This window comes from Actinomycetes bacterium (genome assembly GCA_022599915.1).
Lineage (GTDB): Bacteria > Actinomycetota > Actinomycetes > S36-B12.
In genome coordinates this window covers 50,919-75,248 of record JAHZLH010000016.1, presented here as the reverse complement: position 1 = coordinate 75,248, position 24,330 = coordinate 50,919, and the positions used below count along the sequence as shown (strand labels likewise).

The 24,330-nt window shown below is 61.2% G+C and carries 19 protein-coding genes; 12 read left to right on the top strand and 7 right to left on the bottom strand.

All coding sequences use genetic code 11. The annotated features are described in order from the left end of the window. Positions 1-196 precede the first annotated feature (196 nt). The gene (locus tag K0U62_02755; GenBank protein ID MCH9800439.1) at positions 197-1,510 is read left to right on the top strand and encodes a M20/M25/M40 family metallo-hydrolase; all 1,314 of its coding nucleotides are present in this window, start codon (positions 197-199) and stop codon (positions 1,508-1,510) included. A gap of 113 nt (positions 1,511-1,623) precedes the next feature. Here K0U62_02755 and K0U62_02750 read toward each other — a convergent pair whose 3' ends face one another. Together K0U62_02750 and K0U62_02745 are read right to left on the bottom strand one after the other, a co-directional pair. Continuing rightward, on the bottom strand, positions 1,624-3,996 hold the full coding sequence (locus K0U62_02750; GenBank protein MCH9800438.1) for a phosphoketolase family protein: 2,373 nt from the start codon (positions 3,994-3,996) through the stop codon (positions 1,624-1,626). 96 nt (positions 3,997-4,092) lie between these two features. Beyond that, positions 4,093-5,079: an aldo/keto reductase gene (locus tag K0U62_02745; GenBank protein MCH9800437.1), complete on the bottom strand. Its 987-nt coding sequence runs from the start codon at positions 5,077-5,079 to the stop codon at positions 4,093-4,095. 119 nt (positions 5,080-5,198) lie between these two features. On the opposite strand from K0U62_02745, the gene K0U62_02740 reads away from it, so the two are divergent. The 5 genes from K0U62_02740 to mshC all read left to right on the top strand — a co-directional run bounded on the left by K0U62_02740 (position 5,199) and on the right by mshC (position 9,645). Next, positions 5,199-6,248, top strand: coding sequence for an LLM class F420-dependent oxidoreductase (locus tag K0U62_02740; protein ID MCH9800436.1), 1,050 nt, complete (start codon positions 5,199-5,201; stop codon positions 6,246-6,248). Continuing rightward, positions 6,248-7,069, top strand: coding sequence for an undecaprenyl-diphosphate phosphatase (locus K0U62_02735; GenBank protein MCH9800435.1), 822 nt, complete (start codon positions 6,248-6,250; stop codon positions 7,067-7,069). The genes K0U62_02740 and K0U62_02735 overlap by 1 nt, the downstream gene beginning before the upstream one ends. 31 nt (positions 7,070-7,100) lie before the next feature. Next, positions 7,101-7,781, top strand: coding sequence for an MSMEG_4193 family putative phosphomutase (locus K0U62_02730; protein ID MCH9800434.1), 681 nt, complete (start codon positions 7,101-7,103; stop codon positions 7,779-7,781). 5 nt (positions 7,782-7,786) lie between these two features. Beyond that, on the top strand, positions 7,787-8,344 hold the full coding sequence (locus tag K0U62_02725; protein MCH9800433.1) for a DUF3090 family protein: 558 nt from the start codon (positions 7,787-7,789) through the stop codon (positions 8,342-8,344). A 71-nt stretch (positions 8,345-8,415) separates the two neighbouring features. After that, entirely contained in the window at positions 8,416-9,645 is a 1,230-nt protein-coding gene (gene mshC, locus K0U62_02720; GenBank protein ID MCH9800432.1) for a cysteine--1-D-myo-inosityl 2-amino-2-deoxy-alpha-D-glucopyranoside ligase, read from the top strand. Between the two features lie 8 nt (positions 9,646-9,653). Here mshC and K0U62_02715 read toward each other — a convergent pair whose 3' ends face one another. Then, positions 9,654-10,958, bottom strand: a complete 1,305-nt coding sequence (locus K0U62_02715) for a TRZ/ATZ family hydrolase (protein MCH9800431.1) — start codon at positions 10,956-10,958, stop codon at positions 9,654-9,656. Between the two features lie 153 nt (positions 10,959-11,111). After that, positions 11,112-12,128, bottom strand: a complete 1,017-nt coding sequence (gene gnd, locus K0U62_02710; GenBank protein MCH9800430.1) for a decarboxylating 6-phosphogluconate dehydrogenase — start codon at positions 12,126-12,128, stop codon at positions 11,112-11,114. 136 nt (positions 12,129-12,264) lie between these two features. On the opposite strand from gnd, the gene pgi reads away from it, so the two are divergent. The 3 genes from pgi (at position 12,265) to K0U62_02695 (ending at position 18,229) form a co-directional block, all read left to right on the top strand. Continuing rightward, entirely contained in the window at positions 12,265-13,896 is a 1,632-nt protein-coding gene (gene pgi / locus K0U62_02705; GenBank protein MCH9800429.1) for a glucose-6-phosphate isomerase, read from the top strand. A 121-nt stretch (positions 13,897-14,017) separates the two neighbouring features. Continuing rightward, a complete protein-coding gene (gene metH / locus K0U62_02700; GenBank protein MCH9800428.1) occupies positions 14,018-17,509 on the top strand; it encodes a methionine synthase in 3,492 nt (1,163 codons plus the stop codon). Between the two features lie 42 nt (positions 17,510-17,551). After that, a complete protein-coding gene (locus tag K0U62_02695) occupies positions 17,552-18,229 on the top strand; it encodes an HAD family phosphatase (GenBank protein ID MCH9800427.1) in 678 nt (225 codons plus the stop codon). A gap of 45 nt (positions 18,230-18,274) precedes the next feature. Here K0U62_02695 and K0U62_02690 read toward each other — a convergent pair whose 3' ends face one another. The 3 genes from K0U62_02690 to K0U62_02680 all read right to left on the bottom strand — a co-directional run bounded on the left by K0U62_02690 (position 18,275) and on the right by K0U62_02680 (position 20,298). Beyond that, positions 18,275-18,730, bottom strand: a complete 456-nt coding sequence (locus tag K0U62_02690; GenBank protein ID MCH9800426.1) for a subtilase-type protease inhibitor — start codon at positions 18,728-18,730, stop codon at positions 18,275-18,277. 119 nt (positions 18,731-18,849) lie between these two features. Then, positions 18,850-19,353 (bottom strand): hypothetical protein, encoded by a 504-nt coding sequence (locus K0U62_02685; protein MCH9800425.1) that lies wholly within the window; start codon positions 19,351-19,353, stop codon positions 18,850-18,852. 81 nt (positions 19,354-19,434) lie between these two features. Beyond that, entirely contained in the window at positions 19,435-20,298 is an 864-nt protein-coding gene (locus K0U62_02680; protein ID MCH9800424.1) for a PD-(D/E)XK nuclease family protein, read from the bottom strand. Positions 20,299-20,424: 126 nt separating this feature from the next. Between K0U62_02680 and K0U62_02675 the strand changes: the two genes are divergently transcribed. The 3 genes from K0U62_02675 (at position 20,425) to arc (ending at position 24,318) form a co-directional block, all read left to right on the top strand. Further along, positions 20,425-21,552, top strand: a complete 1,128-nt coding sequence (locus K0U62_02675; GenBank protein MCH9800423.1) for a site-2 protease family protein — start codon at positions 20,425-20,427, stop codon at positions 21,550-21,552. Next, positions 21,549-22,475, top strand: coding sequence for a tRNA (adenine-N1)-methyltransferase (locus K0U62_02670; protein MCH9800422.1), 927 nt, complete (start codon positions 21,549-21,551; stop codon positions 22,473-22,475). Before K0U62_02675 ends, K0U62_02670 begins: the two co-directional genes overlap by 4 nt. Before the next feature lie 172 nt (positions 22,476-22,647). After that, positions 22,648-24,318, top strand: a complete 1,671-nt coding sequence (arc, locus tag K0U62_02665) for a proteasome ATPase (protein ID MCH9800421.1) — start codon at positions 22,648-22,650, stop codon at positions 24,316-24,318. The last annotated feature ends 12 nt before the right edge of the window (positions 24,319-24,330 follow it).

Below are 24,330 nucleotides of genomic sequence, written 5' to 3'. Positions count from 1 at the left end.
GGCACTAGCACCTCAAGCTAGCGCGTCTGCCTATTCCGCCACCCGGACCAACTGGGTTATCAGCGTGGTCAGGATAGCAAGTCACTGACCCGGCTACGACCGGCGAGCCCGACCTGACGGCTCGAACGGCGAGGTAGCGGCATTTCGGTTCTCGGTGAGCGATGATGGTCTCGTGACAATCGCCGCCGACCCGGATATGCCCAACCTGGGAGACTCCGAAAACGACGCGCTGCGCATGTTGCGGGACCTGATCCGGATCGACACCACCAACACTGGTGAACCGGATACCACAGTGGGGGAGGCGCTGGCAGCGGAGTACGTGGAAGCAGCGCTACAGGAGGTCGGGTACGAACCGGAAAGGTTCGAAACCACTCGCGGCAATCGACAAGGGGTTCACTTGCGGATCCCCGGTCGCAACCCGGACCGGGGCGCGTTGATGCTGCACGGCCACTTGGACGTGGTGCCGGCGGTGGCTAGGGAGTGGAGTGCTGCGCCGTTCGAAGCGGAGGAACGCGACGGCATGATCTGGGGCCGGGGCGCGGTGGACATGAAGGACATGGACGCGATGATACTGGCCACAGTGCGCAACTGGGCCCGCACCGGTCACGTGCCGCCGCGAGACATCGTGGTGATGTTCACCCCCGACGAGGAAGCAGGCGGGTGGCAGGGTGGCCACTGGATCGTCGAGAACCGACCCGAACTACTCGAAGGCGTCACAGAGGCCGTAGGGGAGGTCGGCGGCTACTCAGTCACGCTGAACGACAAACGGCTGTATTTGATTCAAACCGCAGAGAAGGGCATCGCCTGGTTCAATCTGGCCGCCGAAGGCACACCAGGTCACGGTTCCTTCATCAATGAGGACAATGCCGTGACTGCCATCGCGACGGCAATCGCACGAATCGCCGACCATTCGTGGCCGCAAGTGATCACACCGACCACTGAGGCGTTCCTGCGGGAAGTGGCCGACGTACTGGAAACTGCCTACGACCCGAATAACCTGCAACCGCTGCTCGATGCGCTCGGCCCCGTGGCACGGGCGGTTGGCGCAACCTTGCGCAATACGGTCAACCCGTCGGTTCTGGAGGCCGGGGTGAAGGTCAACGTGGTGCCGCGCTCGGCGCGAGGAACCATCGACGGCCGGTTCCTGCCCGGTCACGAACAAGACATGTTCGACACGGTGGATCGGTTGCTTCCTGATGGAGTGCAGCGAACCATGCTCAACCACGACGCCGCATTAGAAACCAGTTTTGACGGACCCACCATTGCCGCCATGGGCGACGCGCTACGGGCAGAGGACGCTGCCGCTCATCCGGTGCCTTACATGCTCAGTGCCGGCACTGATGCCAAAGCGTGGGCAGAGTTAGGAATCCGCTGTTACGGGTTCGCGCCGTTGCAGTTGCCGCCCAGCTTGGATTTCGCCGGCATGTTCCACGGCATCGATGAACGGGTACCCATCGATGCTGTGCGGTTCGGCGTGCGGGTGCTGCACCGGTTCTTGGACAATGTGTAAGGCGGAACTGCGAGGCAAGCGGCCCCAAGATGACGGGCTAGCCTGGCAGGGAATAGGTAGTCCCACGACGAGAGTGTGTGTTTCGGAATGCTCGCCGTGGGACCAAGACCAGTCTACTGCTCCAAGGGATCGCCTAATGACCAGTTGTCTACCTGTGGCATATCTTCCAGATGTTCCACGATGTGCAGTTGGTGCTTGCGCAGTTGAGCCTCACACCATTCGCGCAGTTCCGAAGCCCCGGGGATCGTCCGCGCGGCGTTGTTCAGCGCATCCATCACTAGGTGATAGCGGCTGGCACCGTTACGCACCACCATGTCGAAGGGACTTGTCGTCGTGCCTTCTTCGACGAAGCCTCGCACGTGGAAACGGTCGGTATTAGGTCGGCCGTGCACCAGCTGGTGGATGGCACCCGGGTAGCCGTGGAAGGCGAACACCACGTCGACGTGATCAGTGAACAGTTCCCGGAATTCCAGCTCGTCCATGCCATGGGGATGTTCGCGCTGCCTCGGCAGCTTCATCAGGTTCACCACATTGACTACCCGAATCTTCAGGTGCGGCATCTTTTCTTTGATGATTTCTGCCGCGGCAATGGTCTCCATAGTGACGATGTCCCCGGCGCAGGCCAGGATTACATCGGGGTCTTGTTCAGGATTCTCATTGCCGGCCCAATCCCAGACTGACGCGCCCTTCGCGCAATGCTCGGCGGCTTGGTCCATCGTCAAGTACTGCAGCTGTGGCTGCTTGTCGATGACGATCAGATTGACGTAGTCGGTGCTGCGGAAGCAGTGATCGGCCACGCTCACCAAACAGTTGGCGTCCGGCGGCAGGTATACGCGCGCCACGGTGCCACGCTTAGTGATCACGTTTTGGATCAGTCCGGGGCCTTGATGGCTGAATCCGTTGTGGTCGTTACGCCAACAGGTGGAGGACAGCAAAATGTTCAAACTCGGAATCGGATTACGCCAGTCCAAGTGGTGAGCTTCTTCCAACCACTTCGCATGCTGGATGGTCATGGAAGCGCTGACCATGCCGAAGGCCTCGTAGGTGGCGAACAGGCCGTGGCGACCAGTGAGGTTGTAGGCCTCCAGCCAGCCGTGGCAGTTGTGCTCGCTCAGCACTTCCATCACTCGACCCTTGTGGGAAAGTTTCACGTCCTGGGGGAGGATCTTCTCCATAAAGCCCCGTTCGGTCACCTCGAGTACCGCACCAATCCGGTTTGACGTGGTTTCATCTGGACAGAACAGCCGGAACTCGCCCGGATTGTCGACGTACAGGTCACGCATCATGTCGCCCAAGACCCGAGGGCTTTCCATACGTTGGGTTCCGGGGGACTTGATGTCTACTGCGTACTCGTCGAACCCGCGGATGGTCAGCGGTGATTCGGTCTTGCCACCGTTGGTCTCCGGCGTGGCAGTCATTCGCAGGTCGCCCTCGGGATTGTTGGCCAATACTGCAGCCGTCGGTGAGCCGTCGTCGTTGAACAAATCGTCTGGACTATAGGAGTTCAACCAGCCTTCCAGGATGGCCAGATGCTCCGGGTCGCCCTTGACTCCCGACAGTGGCACCTGATGGGACCGCCAGGAATCGACAACCTGCACGCCGTCGACTTCGGACGGACCCGTCCAGCCCTTGGGGCTTCGCAGAATGATCATGGGCCAGCGGGGACGTTCCTTCATACCGTTGGCGCGAGCATCGTCCTGAATTGCCTTGATCTTGTTCAACGCGGTGTCGAGTGCCTCGGCAAACCGGTGATGCATGCCTGGCAGATCATCCCCCTCGACCTCCAGCACCTCGTACCCGTGGCCTTCCAACAGTTCGCGGACCTCCTCAGGCTTCTTCCGGGCCAGGACAGTCGGACCAGCAATCTTGTAGCCGTTCAGGTGCAGGATCGGCAGCACTGCACCGTCGCGTTCCGGGTTGATGAACGAGATGCCCTTCCACGAACCTTCCAACGGGCCAGTCTCAGCCTCACCGTCACCGACCATCGCCAGCGACACCAGATCTGGTTTGTCCATCACCGAACCAAAGGCGTGAATCAACACGTAACCGAGTTCGCCACCCTCATGGATGGATCCGGGCGTAGTGACGCTGACATGGCTGGGGATGCCGCCCGGCGCGGAGAACCGCCGGCACAGGGTGGCCAAGCCTTCACCGTCGCGTGGCGTATCCGGGTAGGCATCAGTCCAGGTGCCCTCCAACCACGACGCCGCGGTCAGCGCCGGGCCACCGTGACCTGGCCCGGCAAAGAAGATCGTCTTCTGGCCACGCTCCCGGATTGCCCGCGACATGTGGGCGTAGGCGAATCCCAGACCGGCGGCAGTACCCCAGTGCCCCAGCAATCGGGGCTTGATGTCATCAGAACCCAGTGGCTCATCCATCATGATGTTGCTTTGCAGGTAGATCTGGCTGACGGTCACGTACCGGTTAGCCCGCCACCAGGTATCGATAGTGGCGAGGTCTTCGTCAGACAAATACTTTTCGGACACGGCTTCTCCTGAATGCTCGAAACGAACATCGTCAGTCTTACGAATCTGCGGTGGCTACGCAGCCTGACGGTGAAACTAGTCCGGCAATGTCGGCAGCTACCGCTTGATTTGGTTCCAGCCGTGCTCGGGGTAGCCCAGCTCGATGCCGGACACTTCGTTCAATGCTGAGCGAATTTCGTCGGGCAACTCCAAGTGTTCGCTGTCCAGCACGGTGCGCAGTTGCGCCACGGTGCGGGCGCCGGAGATGGGTGCCACGACGCCGGTACGGTCTCGTACCCAGGCCATCGCTACTTCAGTCGGTGAGACGTCAAGCCCCTCGGCAGCTGTGCAGACAGCGTCGACGATCCGCCGGGAGCGATCATCTAGGTATTCGGAGACGAAGGCACCGAAGTGTTGTGACGCTGCCCGAGAATCACTGGGGGTGCCGTAGCGGTATTTGCCGGTAAGCACCCCGCGGCCCAACGGTGACCAAGGCACAATGCCCAGCCCGAGGTTTGCAGCTGCCGGCACGAGTTCCCGCTCGATACCGCGTTGTACTAGCGAGTACTCCATCTGTGCGGCAATCAACTCGGTACGTTCAGGTAAGGCCTGCTGCCAAGTCGCCGCCCGAGCCAACTGCCACCCGGAGTAGTTCGAAATTCCCACATAGCGCACTTTGCCGGAGCGAACTGCGTCATCAGCCGCCGCTAACGTTTCCGCCATCGGCGTGGCAGGGTCCCAGGCGTGCAGGTACCAGATGTCGACGTAGTCAGTTCCCAATCGGCGCAGCGAACCCTCCAGGGTGCGCAGCAAGTGGCCGCGGGAGGCATCGAATCGTCGTGGTGTCCGCGGCCGGCTGACGGCCTTGGTGGCCAACACCATCTGATCGCGAGTACCCGTTTCGTCCAGCAACATGCCAACGATCTCCTCGCTGGCTCCTTCGGCGTAGACGTCGGCGGTGTCGATGAAGGTGCCACCGGCTTCTTGGAACGTTTTCCACTGGTCGCGAGCCTCGTGCTCGTCGGTATCTCGGCCCCAGGTCATCGTCCCCAACGCCATCCGTGACACCCACAGACCGGAATTGCCCATTGGTCGTTGCTGCATGGATAGAAAATACCTCCCGGCATGGCATGGCCGGCACGCGCAACGCCGAAGGTGGGCCTGGGATTGGGCTGCGAGGTGGCGGCGGTATCGTCGGGCCTACCGCGTGGAAGGTGGCAACGATGCGTCTCGGTATCAATCTGGGCTACTGGGGGATGGGCAACGATGCTGACAATCTTGAGTTAGCCAAGGTGGCCGACCGGCTCGGCTACTCGGTGGTCTGGGCTGCCGAGGCCTACGGCTCCGATGCGGCTACCGTGCTGAGTTGGATCGCCGCACAGACCAAAGAAATTGACGTTGGGTCGGCGGTGTTCCAAATCCCGGGTCGTACGCCCGCGAACACTGCCATGACCTCGGCCACGTTGGACACCCTGTCCGGTGGCCGTTTCCGACTGGGCCTCGGTGTGTCCGGTCCGCAGGTGTCGGAAGGTTGGCATGGCGTGCGGTTCGCTAAACCGCTGGCACGTACCCGCGAGTACGTGGAAATCGTCAACAAGGCGTTAAGCCGGGAGCGGTTGACCTACGACGGCGAGTTCTTCACGCTGCCACTGCCTGATGGTCCCGGCAAGGCACTCACGTTGACCGTGCACCCGGTGCGAGACCGCCTCCCGATGTATCTGGCTGCGATTGGACCGAAGAACCTGGAACTGGCCGGTGAACTGTTCGATGGCTGGTTGGCCATCTTCTATGCCCCGGAGTATGCACCCGAGCAGATCGCCAGCATTGCCGCCGGCCGGGAAAAGGTCGGCAAGACTATGGCGGGTTTTGATGTGGTGCCCACCGTGCCGGTGGTCATCGGCGATGACCTCGACGCATGTGCGGAACCGTTGCGTGCCTACGCAGCGTTGTACGTCGGCGGCATGGGGAGTCGGGATCGCAACTTCTACAACCAGTTAGCCACCCGCATGGGATACGGCGAGGCTGCAGCGGAGGTGCAAGAAAAGTACCTGGCCAGGGACTACGCGGGCGCGGGAGCCGCTCTACCGTTTGAGTTCTTGGATCGAACCTCGCTGATCGGCCCCCGGGAACGGATCCGCGACCGGCTGGCGGCTTATGCCGAATCGGGAGTCACCACCCTGACCATCGCCACCTACGCCGGTACGTTAGAGGACCGGGTGGATACGGTGCGCGCGATGGCGGAAATTCTCGACGATGCTGGACTCGGGGACTGATGACCTGGTTCGAAGCCATTGTTCTGGGCATCGTCCAAGGGCTGACCGAGTTCCTGCCGATATCCTCCAGCGCGCACTTGCTGGTGGTTTCACAACTGTTCGGTTGGCAGGACCCGGGCGCAGCCTTTACCGCAGTGTCCCAAATCGGCACTGAGACTGCGGTCATCATCTACTTCCGCAAAGACATCTGGCGGATCATCAGCACTTGGTGCCGTTCACTGGTGAACCCACAGCTGCGCTCCGATTTGGACGCGCGGATGGGGTGGTACGTCATCATTGGCACAATCCCGATCGGGATCCTCGGCTTCACCTTCCGCCACCAGATCGAAACCGTCGCCCGCAACCTGTGGCTGGTAGCTGCGATGCTCATTATTTTCGGCATCGTCTTGGGTCTAGCGGATCGGCTGGGTAGTCGCCGCAAGTCACTGGACAACCTGAACACTCGCGACGGCGTGCTCTATGGGTTTGGCCAGGCGTTGGCGTTGATTCCCGGAGTATCCCGTTCTGGCGCCACGATCTCGATGGGAATGACCTTGGGATACAACCGGGAAGCTGCCACTCGGTATGCATTTCTGCTAGCCATTCCCGCAGTGCTGGCATCCGGGTTTTTTGAAGCGTTGCAGATCGGCAGCGGACCAGCACCTGACTGGGGTCCGACGCTGCTAGCCACTGGCATTGCCTTCGTCACCGGCTATCTCGTGATTTCCTGGCTGATTCGCTACATCTCCAGCAACTCCTACATGCCCTTTGTCATCTATCGCGTCGTGTTGGGCAGCGTAATCCTGATACTTCTTGGCACTGGAGTGCTCAGCAGCACGTGACCTGAAGGCAGAAGCCGCCTAGGGTGGGGACATGACCACGGTCCTGCTGCTACGTCACGGGCAAACCATCGCGAACGCCGAAGGGGTGCTCGCGGGTTGGACCCCTGGCGTCGATCTGGACGATCTCGGTCGCGAACAGTCCGAAGTTGCAGCGCAACGCCTTCGGGACGTCAATATCGCCGCCGTGTTGACATCGCCGCTGGAACGGTGTCGGCAGACCGCTGATGCGGTGATGAACCTGCATCGCGCTGATTTGCCGCTTCATACCGAACCCAGTTTGGCGGAATGTCGCTACGGCGATTGGTCGGGCCAGCAGTTGGAGGTACTGGCGAAGGACTCGCTATGGGAGTTGATCCAAACCCACCCCAGCGGGGTAACCTTCCCCGGCGGTGAAGCCATTGCGGATATGCAATCACGGGCGTTGTCCGCGATCCGTAAATGGAATCGGAAGTTGGGGGATACCACGTATGTGGTGGTGACTCATGGAGATGTCATCAAGGCGGTCATTGCTGACGCTTTAGGTATGCATTTGGATATGTTCCAGCGCCTTCGCATCGATCCCGGTTCCATCTCGGCAGTGCAATACTCCGAGGAACGGGCCTATGTGGCCCGCGTTAACGATAGTGGTGGCGACCTCGCCTCGTTCTCGGCCTCCCGACGACGCACCCGTCGACGCAACGACGGTACGTTCGGCGGCGAATCCGGGGACTGATCACCATGTCCCGGCGGATTTACACCCACGATCATCCCCAGCGGTGTGTCATCGGAACGGTGGGAGAGCCAGGGGACCGTTCTTTCTTCCTACAGGCCCGTAGCACCGGTCAGCTGAATGCGGTGGCGATCGACAAACAACAAGCGCAGCTGCTCGCGGAACGGATCGAAGATCTGCTGGACGACTTGGTGGAGCGCGACCTCATCCCAGCGGTGGATGCGCAATTGCGCGCTGATCTGCTGGACGATGAACCGCTCGATCTGCCCATTCAACCTAACTTTCGCAGTGGGGTGCTGGGTTTGGGGTGGAATCGGCAGCAAGCGGTGGTGGTCATTGAAGCCTTCGACGCTGGGGTCGACACCCGAGACACACCAGATTTGGAGTCCGACAGCACTGCTGGGCCGGACACGTTGCGCATCCGGCTGGACCCGGCCGCTGCCCGGGAGTTTGTCCGCCGATCCCGCACGGTGGTGGCTGCTGGCCTACCGACCTGTCCGTTCTGTCAGCTGGCGTTGGATCCCGCCGGTCATGTTTGTCCGCGTGCCAACGGCTACCGACGCTAGCGGCGCACGAGTCCCGACTGGGTTTCGTTGCTTGATCTGCCGTAGGCCTGGGACGGCGCTAGAGTTCAGCCGTGCGCGCTTGGCCTTGTCCCCAAATCCCGCAGGTGGTTGGTTCTGCGCCACCGCTGCGGCTGTTTGACACGGCCACCAATCAGTTAGCGCCAACATCGACCGGGCCGACCGCTCGGATGTACGTCTGTGGGATCACCCCTTATGACGCGACTCATCTGGGGCATGCGGCCACCTACCTCGCCTTCGATGTGCTCAATCGGGTGTGGCGAGATGCCGGCTACCGCGTGGAATACGTTCAAAACGTCACGGACATCGACGACCCGCTGCTGGAGCGGGCGGTGGCCAACGGCCAGGACTGGCGCAAACTCGCCGACGAGGAAACTGAAACCTTCCGCGACGACATGGCTGCCCTGCAGATAGTGCCACCCGATCACTACATCGGTGCCGTGGAGTCAATCCCCGCCATCGTGACCGATATCCAACAGTTGCAGCGGGACGGTTGCGTGTACTCGGTGGGTGAGGACCTCTACTTTGATCTGTCGCGGCAACCGCGATTTGGCTCGGTAGCTAACTTGTCCCACCTGGACATGCTTACGCTGTTTGCCGAGCGTGGTGGCGATCCGGATCGACCAGGAAAGCGACAACCACTCGATCCGCTGCTGTGGCAGGCCGCTCGCCCGGATGAGCCGTGCTGGGACACCGAGTTGGGACATGGCCGACCGGGGTGGCATATCGAGTGCACCGCCATCGCCTCGGAATATCTAGGGCAACCGTTTGATGTGCAGGGGGGTGGCTCCGACTTGGCTTTTCCCCATCACGAGATGAGCGCCGCGCTAGGAGAGGCCAGTGATGAGGGCTGGCCGTTTGCCCGCCGATATGTGCACGCCGGCATGGTCGGCTACCAAGGGCACAAGATGTCGAAGTCACTGGGCAATCTAGTGCTGGTGCGGGAACTGCGGGCTGCAGGTGTCGACCCGATGGCGATTCGGTTGGCCTTATTCGCGCACCACTACCGCAGTGACTGGGAGTGGACTGCGGCTGACCTGACCAGTGCTAGCGAACGGCTCACCACCTGGCGAGCCGCCATGACGCTAACTACCGGCCCGAGCGCGGCTGCGACTATCGCTGAGGTTCGCACACGGCTAGCCGACGATCTGGCAGTCCCCGATGCTGTGGCTGCAGTGGACTCCTGGGCCACGCTCGCGTTAGCCGGCAGGGGGAGTGACCCCGCAGCCCCGCGGGAGTTAGCCACGGCTGTGCATGGGTTGCTGGGCATCGCGCTCGCGTAGCTGGTGGGCTACTCATCAACACGGACTTTGGGCAACCATTTCCCCGCGGACGCTAACGCATCGTGCTCATTCACCGTGGTGCACACCCCTTCCGCCACTACCTGCCGACCGGCCACCCAGACGTTGCGGACGTGCTCCCGTCCTAGGGCATAAACCAAGGCAGAAGCCGGATCGTAGATTGGCGCACCTGCCAGCGAGTGCGCTGATACCGCCACCACGTCCGCCTGCTTGCCGGGAGTGAGTGAACCGAGGTCATCGGCGCGGCCAAGCGCTTGCGCTCCAGCCAGCGTGGCCATCCGCAATGCTTGATGTGCTGGCAGCACGGTCGGATCACCGGTGATGCCCTTGGCTAGCAAAGCTGCGGTGCGCAGTTCCTGCCATAGATCCAGTCGGTTGTTACTAGCCGCGCCATCAGTACCTAAGCCGAGATTGACGCCAGCAGCTAGGAGTTCCGCAATCGGGGCCACACCGCTGCCCAGCTTCAGGTTCGACGACGGACAATGCACCACCGATGAACCGGTCTCGGCCAGCACTGCGATGTCGTTGGTGTTGAGGTGCACCCCATGGGCACCGAAGAATCGATCGCCCAGCGCCCCAGCCTGCTGCAGTCGGGCGACCCCGGTCATACCGAAATCACGCTGTTCGTCACTGACCTCCTGGGCAGTTTCATGTAGGTGGGTATGCACCCCCAGGTCGTGCTCGCTGCACAGCGACGGAATCGCTTTCATCGAGTCCGGTGTAGTGCTGTAGGTGGCGTGTGGGGCGAGGGCGAACTGAACCTGCGGGTGATCGCGCCACTGGTGCCAGACCTCGAGACCCTTGCGGAGATAGTCGTCTTGATCCTTCGCATAGTTGGTGGGCACAGTCAGGTACACCAAACCGACGTTCATACGAATACCAGCAGCCACAGCAGCCGTAATCGCCTCATCGGGATAGAAGTACATGTCGGCGAACATGGTCACACCACCCCGCAACATCTCCAGGCACGCCAATCGCGTGCCGTCAGCGACGAACTCCGGTGTCACCAACCGGGCCTCGGCGGGCCAAATCCGCTGTTGCAGCCAATCGGACAACGCCAAATCGTCGGCGAAACCGCGGAACAGCGTCATAGCGGCGTGAGTGTGGGCATTGACCAGCCCGGGAATCAGGATCTGATCGGAGAGATCGATCGCTGGCAACTCCGGATACGCTTTGGCGGCTTCGGCTCGCGGCAGGACGGCAGCGATGCGATCATCACGAACGACTACCGCGTGAGCTGCCAGGACGGCACCCGTTGGCTCGACCGGAATGACCCAACCGCCCTCCAACCGCATGCCAGTCGGCTGAGAATCCTGGTCCGATGCTGCGGGCAGCACACGATCGCTGTGGGTGTGGGCAGGCGTCATGGTTATTTAGCCTAGTCCGGTTGGTGCGACGAACTACTCCCGCCAGCATGGCCAGCGAGCGGGGGCTGGATTCGCGAGGCGTCAGTCCTTCTTTTCGTCGTGGCCGCCGAACTCCTTGCGCATGGCGGACTGCACCTTGTTGGAGAACAGGTCCTCATTGCGAGAAGCGAATCGGGAGTACAACGCCATGGTCAGCACAGGTGCCGGAGTCGAAGTATCGATAGCAGCTTCACTGGTCCAGCGGCCCTCACCAGAGTCCGAGACGCGGCCACCGAACTCCTCTAGGTCTGGTGACTTCGATAGTGCCAGCGCAGTCAGATCGAGCAGCCAAGAGCCCACGACTGAACCGCGACGCCATACTTCGGCCACCTTGGGGATGTCGATCTTGTACATGTAGTTCTCGGGATTTTCCAGCGGCGCAGTTTCGGCATCTTGATCGCGCTGCTGTTCACCGGCATCGGCGTGCTTGAGAATGTTGAGGCCCTCTGCGTAGGCGGCCATCAGACCGTATTCGATGCCGTTGTGCACCATCTTCACGAAGTGCCCCGCACCGCTGGGACCACAATGCAACCAGCCGCGCTCCTCGGGAGCAGGATCACCGGTGCGACCTTCGGTGCGCTCGGCGGTACCGAAACCGGGGGCAATGGTGTCCCACAGCGGTCCCATCCGGTTCACCGCCGCATCGTCGCCGCCAATCATCAAGCAGTAGCCACGGTCCAATCCCCAGACTCCGCCGCTAGTGCCGCAGTCCACGAAGTGAACCCCGCGCTCTTTCAGTTGGTTGGAATGACGGATGTCGTCGGTGTACTTGGAGTTGCCGCCGTCGACCATGATGTCGTCGTCCTCCAGCAGGGCACCGAGCTCTTGGACGACCTTCTCGGTGATGTTGCCGGCTGGCACCATGATCCAGGTGTTGCGGGGTTTTTCGAGTTTGGCGACGAAATCCTCGAGTGAATCAGCGCCCGTGGCGCCTTCCTTGACGAGTTCAGCTACTGCTTCGGGGTTGTTGTCGTACACGACACAACTGTGTCCGTCACGCATGCAACGGCGGACGATGTTTGCCCCCATCCGTCCAAGACCCACCATTCCCAGTTGCATTGGCTTGTCGGTAGCCACGTCGACTCCTTCCCGGGCAGCGAGATTCCGCTGCGCATCTCTGGCATTCTCTGGAACGCTAGTGGAAGAGTGAGCCCGACGCTCACCAAAGTCGCAAACTCGGCGACATGACCTTCAGATGGAGAGGAACAGCATGACTCAGGCAGGCTGCTGGGATCGGTTGACAGCGCTGAAAGAGACCGTGGGCGAGGCCCATTTGCGGGATCTGATCGGCGACGATCCAGAGCGCACCGATCGAATGCTGGTCCAAGGTGCCGGTGTGACACTGGACTTCTCCCGACAGCGAGTAGATGGCCAAGTTCTGGATGCCTTGCTCGGCCTGCTACCGGAACGCGACGTGCTGCAGCGCCGAGACGCGATGTTCGCGGGCGAGCGCATCAACGTCACCGAAAACAGGTCGGTGCTGCATATTGCGTTGCGGCTGCCACGCGAGGCTTCACTGGTTGTCGATGGCGTTGACGTCGTACCGGAAGTCCACCAGGTGCTGGATCGGATGTCGGCGTTCAGCGATCGAGTCCGCTCTGGCGACTGGGTCGGCCACACTGGCAAGCGCATTCGTAATGTCGTCAATATCGGTATTGGTGGCTCAGACCTGGGTCCGGTGATGGCGTATCAGGCGTTGCGGGACTATTCCGACCGGGACATGATGTTCCGGTTCGTCTCCAATGTGGACGGCACTGACATCGTCGAGGCAACCCGCGATCTCGATCCGGCTGAGACCCTGTTCATCATCGCCAGTAAGACGTTCACCACGCTGGAAACCATGACCAACGCTGAAGCGGCAAGAACTTGGGTCCGCGATGGTCTCGGGGACGACGCGGACGTCGCCAAGCACTTTGTGGCCGTGTCGACGAACGCAGAAAAGGTGGCCGAGTTCGGTATCGACACCGACAACATGTTCGGTTTTTGGGAATGGGTCGGCGGACGGTACTCGATGGATTCCGCCATCGGCCTGTCCACCATGATCGCTATCGGCCCGGATGGATTTTCCGACATGCTCGCCGGCTTCCACGCCATGGACGAGCATTTCCGCACCGCGGCACCGGCCGATAACCTGCCGCTGCTAATGGGCTTGCTGAGCGTGTGGAACCGAGATTTCCTGGACTGTGCCACAGTCGCGGTCTTGCCCTACGACCAGTATCTGTCGCGGTTCCCGGCCTATTTGCAGCAGTTGACGATGGAATCTAATGGCAAGCGGGTGAAGTTGGACGGCAGTCCGGTGGATTCGGAAACCGGTCCGATCTATTGGGGCGAACCTGGCACCAACGGCCAGCATTCGTTCTTCCAGTTGATCCACCAGGGCACCAGTGTGATTCCGTGTGATGTGTTGTTCGCCAATGAACCGCTGAATGATGTGGGGGAGCAACACGATCTGTTGATCGCCAACGCACTCGCGCAAGCGGCGGTGTTCTCGCTCGGTCGCACTGCAGATGAGGTGCGAGCTGATGGCGTAGCAGAAAACCTAGTGCCGCATAAGGTCATGCCGGGTAATCGTCCTTGCAGTGTCATCACTGTGGAGAAACTGACTCCGCACGCATTGGGAGCCTTGGTGGCGCTGTATGAGCACACCGTGTTTACTGCAGGTGCAGTGTGGGGAATCGATTCCTTCGATCAGTGGGGCGTGGAGTTAGGCAAGGCGATGGCTGTCGGACTAGTTCCGCAGTTGACCCAAGGCTCCGCGGCCCCCGACAGCCAGGACGCGGCTACCTCCGCAGCGGTAGCTCGCTATCGCGCTGCCCGCGGTCGGTAGCTCCACCGGGCTGCGTCGGTCAGTAAGACCGACCGGTCGAATTGCTGTCTGCCGACGGGCAAAGACACGTTAGCGGCGGTCGGTGGCAGCGGAATGGCTGCTGGGCTTCTATCCTTAGCGAGTGCCGAACACACCATTACAGGAAACCTTGCTCCGTCGAGTCGTCGTTGCCGACGGCGCCATGGGGACAATGCTGCAGGAGGCCGACCTTACGCTGGCCGATTTTGAGGACCTCGAAGGCTGCAACGAAATCCTGAATGTGACTCGACCCGATGTCGTCGCCGATATCCACCGTGCCTACTACGACGCCGGCGTGGATTGTGTCGAGACCAACACTTTCGGCGCCAACTGGGCCAACTTGGCGGAGTACGACATCGAACACCGCATCTACGAGTTAGCCGAAGCCGGGGCACGCATCGCCCGTGATGTCGCCGATTCCTACGAAGCCGATGGGCGAGACCGATATGTGCTGGGCTCAGTGGGCCCAGGAACGAAACTGCCGTCGCTGGGTCACACTGACTTCATCACGCTGCGGGAGGCGTACTTCGCCGAATCCACTGGGCTAATCGACGGCGGTGCGGACGCGATCCTGATCGAAACCGCGCAAGATCTGCTGCAGGCCAAAGCCGCGGTGGTCGGCGCACGTCGGGCCCTTGCCGATCGGGGTAGTGAGATCCCGATTCTGGCGCAGATGACAGTGGAAACCACCGGCACCATGCTGCTTGGTTCCGAGATCGGGGCTGCGTTGACTGCGCTGCAGGAAATGGGGGTTGCGGGCATCGGATTGAACTGTGCCACCGGCCCGACGGAGATGAGCGAGCATCTGCGTTACCTGGCACATAATGCCGGACTGCTGCTGACGTGTATGCCCAACGCCGGCCTGCCGGAACTCACCGCCGATGGTGCGCGTTATCCGCTCGGGCCGGAAGAGTTGGCGGATGCCCATGAACGGTTCGTTACCGAATACGGCTTGTCGTTAGTGGGCGGCTGTTGCGGCACCACACCGGAACACCTAGCAGCAGTGGTGCAGCGCGTCGGGAGTGCCGACGTGGTGCAGCGAGAGGTGCCAGACGAGCCGAGTGTGGCATCGCTTTACCAGCCGGTGCCGTTGCACCAGGACACCACTTATCTGTCCATTGGCGAGCGGACCAACGCAAACGGTTCGAAAGCGTTCCGCGAGGCAATGCTGGCCGGGAATTGGGATGACTGCGTGGAGATCGCCCGCGCTCAGATCGCTGACGGCGCGCACCTGCTGGATTTGTGCGTCGACTATGTGGGTCGTGACGGGGTGGAGGACATGCGCACGCTAGCGGGCATGCTCGCTACGGCTTCCACGTTGCCGATCGTGTTGGACTCCACCGAGCCCCCGGTGCTGGAAGCTGGGTTGGAGAAACTCGGTGGCCGCAGCCTGATCAATTCAGTCAACTACGAAGACGGCGACGGGCCAGACTCGCGGTTCGCCCGGATCATGCCGCTGGTGAAAGAGCACGGTGCCGCCGTGATCGGCCTCACCATCGATGAGGAGGGTCAGGCCCGGACAGCGGAATGGAAGGTGCAGGTCGCCGATCGGCTAATCACTGACCTGACGCAGAACTGGGGTATGAACCCAGGCGACATTATGATCGACTGCCTGACGTTCCCGATCGCAACGGGCCAGGAAGAAACAAGGCGCGACGGCATTGAAACTATCGAGGCCATCCGCGAGGTTAAGAACCGGCATCCGCAGGTGCAAACCACCCTGGGTCTGTCGAACATTTCTTTCGGGTTGTCACCAGCCGCGCGACAGGTGTTGAACTCGGTCTTCCTGCACGAATGTGTACAAGCGGGATTGGATTCCGCCATCGTGCATGCCTCCAAAATCCTGCCGATGAACCGAATCCCCGACGAGCAACGGGATGCCGCACTGGATTTGGTGTACGACCGGCGCCAGTACGACGATGCCGGCGAACTGGTTCATGATCCGGTGGCCCACTACCTGTCTGTGTTTGAGGGAGTGACTGCGCAGTCGAGTGAGGACCGGGCTGCCGCGTTGGCTGCGTTGCCACTAGACGAGCGGCTACAGCGCCGGATCGTGGATGCGGAAAAGAACGGGCTCAACAATGACCTAGACGAGGCGCTGCAAACCCGTACCGCACTGGAAATCATCAATGATCTTCTGCTGGCGGGTATGCGCACCGTTGGTGAACTCTTCGGCTCGGGGCAGATGCAGTTGCCGTTCGTGCTCGCCAGCGCCGAAGTCATGAAGGGCGCAGTAGCCCATCTAGAGCCCCACATCGAAAAGACCGACGACGAGGGCAAGGGAACGATCGTACTGGCCACCGTCAAGGGCGACGTCCACGATATCGGCAAGAACCTGGTGGACATTATTTTGACCAACAACGGCTACAACGTGGTCAATATCGGCATCAAGCAACCGATGAACGCGATCATCGATGCCGCCGAGGAGCACGCGGCAGATGCTATCGGGATGTCCGGGCTGCTGGTGAAGTCCACGGTCATCATGCAGGAGAACTTAGCCGAGCTGAACACCCGCGGCGTTGCCGAGCGTTGGCCGATTCTGCTGGGGGGTGCCGCGTTGACCCGCGCCTTCGTGGAACAGGACCTCGCCGACATGTTCGATGGAAATGTCCGCTACGCGAAAGACGCCTTCGAGGGGTTGGCGCTCATGGACACCGTCATGGCGATCAAGCGCGGCGACAGTGAAGCAGTGTTACCCGAACCCAGACGTCGGCGGGTCTCTCGGACGAAGGGTGGTGGAGCGGCTGAAATCGTGGAACTGCCCAGTCGATCCGACGTCGCTACCGATAACTCGGTACCGCAACCACCGTTCTGGGGCACGCGTATCGTTCGCGGGGTCGCGATGGCCGATATCGTGGGCTACCTCGATGAGCGGGCGACTTTCGTCGGTCAGTGGGGCTTGAAACCACTCAAGGGCAGTGAGCAGACCTTCGCTCAGATTGCGGAAGAAGAAGGCCGACCCCGGCTACGGATGTGGTTGGACCGGATCAAAACCGAGGGCTTGCTCGAACCCGCCGTCGTGTATGGCTACTTTCCGGCCAACAGCGACGGTAACGATCTGATCGTTTACGACCCGGAAGATCAAGACCACGAGATTGCCCGGTTTACTTTCCCGAGGCAACGGCGGGGACGGTACTTGTGCCTCGCCGACTACTTCCGGTCAGTCGATTCCGGGCAAAAGGACGTGCTCGCCTTCCATGTGGTGACGATGGGTCAGGTGGCATCGCAGTCCACCGGCAAGCTGTTCGAGTCCAACTCCTATCGGGAATACCTGGAACTGCACGGGCTGAGCGTACAACTCACCGAGGCGCTGGCCGAGCTGTGGCACGCGCGCATCCGCACTGAACTCGGCTTTGACGCTGAGGACATCTCCGACATGGAAGAACTCATCGGAAAGCAGGGGTATCGGGGCTCGCGCTACTCCTTCGGCTACCCAGCCTGCCCAGATGTGTCGCAACAGGTGGATCTGGTCCGGCTGCTGCAGCCGGAGCGCATCGGGGTGGAGCTTTCACCGGAACATCAACTGCATCCGGAGCAGTCCACCTCGGCAATGATCGTGCATCATCCGGAGGCCAAGTACTTCAACGCCACCTAGGCTGATCGGGCACGCAGCGCGGTAATACGCAAGACTGCCGCCATGACCCATGCAGGCTTGCCGTTCACTGGCGTGCTGTTCGATATGGATGGCACCCTCGTCGACACTGAACCGATGTGGCAGCGCGCCGAACAAGCCATCATGGCTGAATACGGGGTGGTGTGGACTCACGCGGATCAGGCGCATTGCCTAGGGGGATCTTCGGGTCGGGTCACCCGCTACATGTCTGATCTGGTGGCAGCCACCGGACAACCAGCCCCACCGCCACAGTCGCTGGCTGCGCGGTTCTCGGAGTTAATGCTGGCTAATTTGCGCGATGATCCACCAGGGCCGCAGCCGGGCGTTGCCGAGTTACTGCAGCAGGTTCGCGATCATGACCTCCCAACAGCGCTGGTGACCTCGTCAACGGGGGACATGATGACGCTGGTGTTAGATGCCATCGGCCACCATTGGTTCGATGTCACCGTGCACGCTGGTGATGTGGAGCGGCACAAGCCGGACCCGCTGCCATATCAACGGGCCAGCGAACTATTAGGAGTTGACCCACATACGTGCGTGGCAATCGAAGACTCACCGACCGGCTCGACGTCGGCCAATGCTGCCGGTGCGTTCGTCGTCGTCATCGAACATATGGCCGAGATTCGACCCGCACCCCGACGGGTGGTGGTGGCTGGCCTAGAGGGTGTGGACGTAGCGTGGTTGGCTCAGCAGTATTACTAACCGATAAGCCAGTGGCGCTTCAGTGGGTGCCCGTAGCCGACGCAACTACGGCTGGATGCCACCAGGATCTTGATCACCGCGCACAGCCAACAGCGCCACTGCGTTGTCCCAGCGGTCGATCTCGCAGCCGTTCTCGCGACTGAAGGTGGCATCGATGTCACGGCCCAGCCACACCCCAGTGACTGTGGCGGTTTCCGGACCACCGTAGATCTGCGTGCACACCGCATCTTCCGGAACTGGCGCGAACGGATCTTCTCCCCACTTCGCCGCCAGTTCCAGGAACTCACACGCGGACTCGGGACGCGGATGGGTGCCGTCGGCGGGGTCGCATTTAATGGTGAAGGTCTCGTCGTTTCCTTCACCGTCGGATACGACCACGGTCAACTCGGTCTTTTGGTCGGCCGACGGTAGTGGCCGAGGAGTCTCGTCATCGCCACCATTGCTGCTGCAGCCAGCTACGGCGAGCAGGAGCACAAGGCCCAGGACCGTCACGGATTTCATGCTTCATCCTATGACGTGGATCATCCAATCAGACAAACCTATGTCGCGGATTTTCGATGTACTAGTCACGAACAGATCACTATCTGCCCAGCTAGCACGCAGGTCGTGATGTCCGAGCACTACTGCGGCGTGGTGATGGGATCACTGGCAGTAGGAAACTCGCCGGACGGTTCACCTAGGACTGGTGCGGCGGTTTGCCAGCGATCGATCTCACAACCGCCTTGCAGGTTGAACTGGGCGTCGATGTCTTGACCTTGCCAGGTCCCGGTGACGGTGGCGGTTTGCGGCCCACCGTAGATGCGGGTGCACGCGGAGTTATCCGGCACTGGTGCGAACGGATCCGTCCCGGCTGCAGCAGCATCCGCCAAAAAGGCACAGGCGTTATCCGAAGATGGGTGATCACCACCAATCGGTTCGCAGGTCAAAGTGTAGGAGGCCGAGGGGGTGGGCTTGGGTGACTTTTTGTTGTCGTCATTGGGTTTTTCGCCGTCGAAGATGGTGATCGCCAAGTCGGCAAGGTTGCCGCTGTCGCTTTGGTTGGGTTCGTCGGTCGCACTATCGCTGCTACTGCAGCCGGCCAGTGCGACCAACGCTGCCGTTGCCACTACCACCAGAAATCGCATGCTTCATCCTAGTTCGCTGGATGCCGAACTCGACCCAGCCCAGTTAACAACTAGGTCTCACTCACCAGCTGCTCGCTGCGGTCACTCCTGCTCGTCTGCCCAGGCTGGGCAAATCTGCTGAAAGGAACACCAGTTACACAGTTTCGACCGCTTAGGCTGCCACACCCCGGTCTCGGTGGCACGGCTGATCGCTGCCCACACCGCCTCCACCTTCTTTTCGGTGGCGAGCAAGTCAGCGGCGGTTGGGTCAATCGCTAGTCGTTCCTGGTTCCCGAGATACAGCAGTTGCAGTCGCGCTGGTACCTCACCAGTCAGCCGCCACAACATCAGCCCGTAGAACTTCATCTGGAATAGCGCTTTGGCTTCCCAGCCAGCACCAGGGGAACGGCCGGTTTTGTAGTCCACCACCCGGATCGCTCCAGTGGGGGCACGATCGAGTCGATCAACGATGCCACGCAACACCAAACCCGACGGCAGTTCCACAGTGAGTCGCATCTCCCGCTCTGCCGGGTCGAGCCGGGTGGGATCTTCCAACGAGAAATATCGGGAAACGAAGTCAGCACATTCGGCGAGAAACTTCTCGGCCTCCTGCGGATCATGCTCGGTGACCGTTTCCTCAGTCAGCCAACGCTGCCACGCTTCTTCGCCGCCAAACAACAGCCCAGGCAACTCTGGCTGATCGGCAATCGCCTGCTGCCAGACACCGGGCAATAAGTTGGTCGCAGCCTCTGGGGCTCGATCAGCTGCTGGCAGGTCGAACAGTTGCTCCAGCACCGCGTGCACCAGTGTGCCGCGAACAGCTTCTCGGCCGGGGGGTTCCGGTAGGGCGTCGATACTGCGGAACTGGTACAGCTGCGGGCAGGACATGAAATCGGCTGCCCGGCTGGGTGACAGTGAAGCGAGGGGCCGCTCCGGCAGTTCAGTGCTTGCAACTGCAGCCGTCATCGTCTCGCCAGAACCCTGCTTTGTGGCGTCCACCTGAACCATGTCCCCACCGTAAGCCCCCGCCCCGACATTGCCGTCATGCGCCACCCCGGCGGCGTAACTGGGCGATCGCCCTAGGATGGGGAGGTGTCCATCGCTCACGCTGCCACGTCGCAATCCGGCGGTTGGCGTTTTGCGCTCGGTGGTTTCGACGTCCATGTGCCCTGGAACGCGCTTATCGGAATAGGAATAATCGCCGCACTCTGGTTCCCCGAGTTTGCCGCCTCCGCCTCCGGGTTGGGCCAGATTGGGCTAGCTGTCGCTTTCGGGGTGCTGCTGATGGTCTCCATCTTGCTTCACGAACTCGCACACGCCGTGACTGCTCGGCTCTTCGGCTACCGGGTCACTGGAATCACGCTGTGGGCGATGGGAGGGTTCACGACGTTCCGCACCACTCGCGACCACACGCCAGCGCGCGAAGCAGCGGTCGCTGCTGCTGGTCCGGTCGCTACCTTGGCGGTTGCTGCCTTGGGGTGGGCTGGCATCGTGGTGACGCCTCCTGGGGTGATCAACGACCTGCTGCTCGCACTGACCTCCGCCAACCTGCTGGTGGGCATCTTCAACCTGCTGCCGGGAAGTCCACTTGACGGCGGTGCGATTGTGCGAGCGATTGTGTGGGCGGTCACCGGTTCGGAGCGAACCGGCTCGGTGGTAGCCGCCTGGATCGGTCGGGGACTTGCCGTGCTGATTGCACTGTCACCGTTCCTGTTGGCGCTGAGTCAAGGTCGGCAACCGTCACTCCCGCTAGCAGCCGTCGGAATAATTCTTGGGGTGCTGTTGTGGACTGGTGCTACTGCCTCACTGCGAGCCGCCCAAGCAAGCGATCGGTTGGGTGGTGTGTCTGCCAGACAACTTGCGCGACAGGTGGCCATGCTCGACTCGGCCGCTAGTGTGGCCGACGCATTGGCCATTGTCACGCCAGATCGGCACATTGTCGTGCTGGGGGAGCATGGTGCTCCGGTGGGGGTAGTGGCTGCTGCTGCGGCCGAAGCGGTGCCCGAGCAGGCGCGCGACACCACCTTGGCTCGAACCGTGTGCACCACCATCACTTCGCTTCCTGAAGTGCCACCTGACGCAACTGCGCTGGACGTGTTGGAGGTCGTGGAAGACTCGCAAGCTCGCTTCGTCATTGTCGCCGATCACAGCGATCCAGATCGGCCATCGCTGGTGGGTCTGATCGACTCCGATCAGGTATTCGTCTCGGAGGGGCCATGAGCGATCGCGAATTCCAGGCAGGGAATCTGGTGCAGTTGACCGATACGCGCGGCCGACACCACACCATCACCCTGCACGAAGGTGCGGTGTTTCATTCGCACAAAGGCGCAGTGAATCACGACGACCTCATCGGTCAACCTGAAGGCTGCGCGGTGACGTCCGCCGGTGGCATGACCTACTTGGCGCTGCGGCCGATCCTGGAGGACTACGTGTTGTCCATGGGTCGCAAGGCGGCGATCATCTACCCCAAGGATGCTTTCGCCATCGTCGGACTCGCCGGAATTCAGCCCGGCTCGCAGGTTGTGGAAGCAGGTGCAGGTTCTGGTGCGCTGTCCTGTTTCTTGTTGAACGCAGTTGGGCCGAGCGGCACGGTGACCTCAGTGGAAATTCGTCCAGAGTTTGCCGAGATCGCTAAACGCAATGTGGAGCGGTGGTTTGGTGGCCCTCCGGCGAACTGGTCGCTCTCGATCGGGGACCTCGCGGAGCACGAACCGGAAACAGCCGAGGCTGATGCAGTCATTTTGGACATGCTCGCGCCGTGGGAGTGCCTGGACAGTGTGGCGGCCCAGTTGCGGCCTGGCGGCCGGTTGGTGACGTACGTGGCCACCACCACGCAGTTGTCTCGATGGGTGGAACATCTGCGTGCGGATGGCCGTTGGACCGAACCCCGAGCTACCGAATCCCTAGTGCGCACCTGGCACCTGGAAGGGCTCTCAGTTCGTCCAGATCACCGAATGATTGGTCATACCGCGTTCCTGGTGGTCACTCGACGACTGGCCCCTGGGGTGGTGCCACCGACTCGCCGCCGCCGGCCGGCACCCGGTGCTTACGGTCCTGATTACACCGGCCCCCGACCACCCGATGTGCCGGCCAATCCCGTCACCGACTCTGGCGAGAACACAAATACAGCTGCGGAATCGTGACCCTCTCGTACGTCGGAAGCGGCTAGTCCACCCAGCAGGCCCCACATCTAGGTCCGTTTCGTCCGATTCCTGGCTGTTCCGACAATCGAACGTCCAGTTCGGTCACGAGTTCGCGTCATCCACTGGCGATCCCGCCACAGGTAGGTAGGGTCGAACAAAGGAGGTGGTCAACATGCCAGGTTCAGATCCCTTCTACCGCGGGCCGGGTGACCACGACCCAGGCCAAGCGGAGAGTCTGGCCGAGGTGCGCAGAGAACTGGCTGCATGCCAGTCGCACAACCAACGGATGGCTAGCACCCTGCGGGAAGCGCGTGAGCAGATCGTTCAGCTCAAAGCCGAGGTGGACCGGCTAGCGGAACCGCCTTCGGGGTTCGGCACCTTCATTCAGGCCAACGAGGACGGCACTGTCGATATCAACGCATCCGGGCGGAAGATGCGCGTGGTCACCAGTCCCGCCGTTTCGGCGGCGGATCTACGCCCCGGACAAGAAGTCATGCTCAACGACTCGTTGAACATCATCGGGGTGCGCGAATACGAGCGTTCCGGCGAAGTGGTGATGTTCAAAGAGCGATTGGAGACGGATCGAGTCCTAGTAATCGGTCGTACCGACGACGAAAAAGTAGTCCGGCTCGCCGAACCGCTGCAAGAGGAAAAGCTACGGGCTGGTGACTCGCTACTGCTGGACGCTCGATCAGGCTACGTGTTGGAGAAGATCCCCAAAGCCGAGGTGGAAGAACTCGTCTTAGAGGAAATTCCCGATGTCGGCTACGACAACATCGGTGGACTGGGCGAGCAAATCGAAATGATTCGCGACGCCGTGGAACTTCCGTTCCTGCATGCCGATCTATTCAGTGAGCACCAACTCGCCGCGCCTAAGGGCATCCTGCTCTACGGGCCACCCGGCTGCGGCAAGACGCTGATCGCGAAGGCGGTCGCGAGTTCGCTGGCGAAGAAGGTCGCTGAGGTGGAGGGTCGGGATGACGCGCGTTCCTACTTCCTCAACATCAAAGGTCCCGAACTACTGAACAAATACGTCGGGGAAACCGAGCGCCACATTCGGTTGGTGTTTCAGCGGGCTCGGGAGAAAGCCAGCGAAGGTATGCCGGTCATCGTGTTCTTTGACGAAATGGATTCCCTGTTCCGCACCCGCGGCAGCGGTGTGTCCAGCGACGTCGAGAACACCATCGTCCCGCAGTTATTGAGCGAGATCGACGGCGTCGAAGGGCTTGAGCACGTCATCGTGATTGGTGCCTCCAATCGCGAAGACATGATCGACCCGGCCATCCTGCGGCCAGGGCGTCTTGACGTGAAGATCAAGATTGAGCGGCCAGATGCGCAAGCAGCGGCCGACATCTTCGGCAAATACTTGGTGCCGGAACTTCCGTTGCATGCCGAGGACCTCGCCGAAAACGGCGGCGATCCTGTCTCGACCTGCGCGGCGATGATCCGAGCAGCTGTTGAGCGGATGTATTCCGAGAACGAAGACAATCGATTCTTGGAAGTCACCTACGCCAATGGCGACAAAGAGGTGTTGTATTTCAAGGACTTCAACTCTGGTGCGATGATCGAGAACATCGTGGCGCGAGCCAAGAAGATGGCAATCAAGGATCTGCTCGACACCGGACAACGTGGCGTGCGCGTGCAGCATCTGCTGACTGCCTGTGTGGATGAGTTCCGCGAGAATGAGGATCTACCAAACACCACTAACCCCGATGACTGGGCGCGGATCTCTGGCAAGAAGGGGGAGCGGATCGTGTTTATCCGCACCCTGGTGCGCAGCAAAGAAGGCGACGACGAAGGTCGCTCAATCGACACTGTGGGCGATACTGGTCAGTACCTCTAGAGGTCGGCTTGG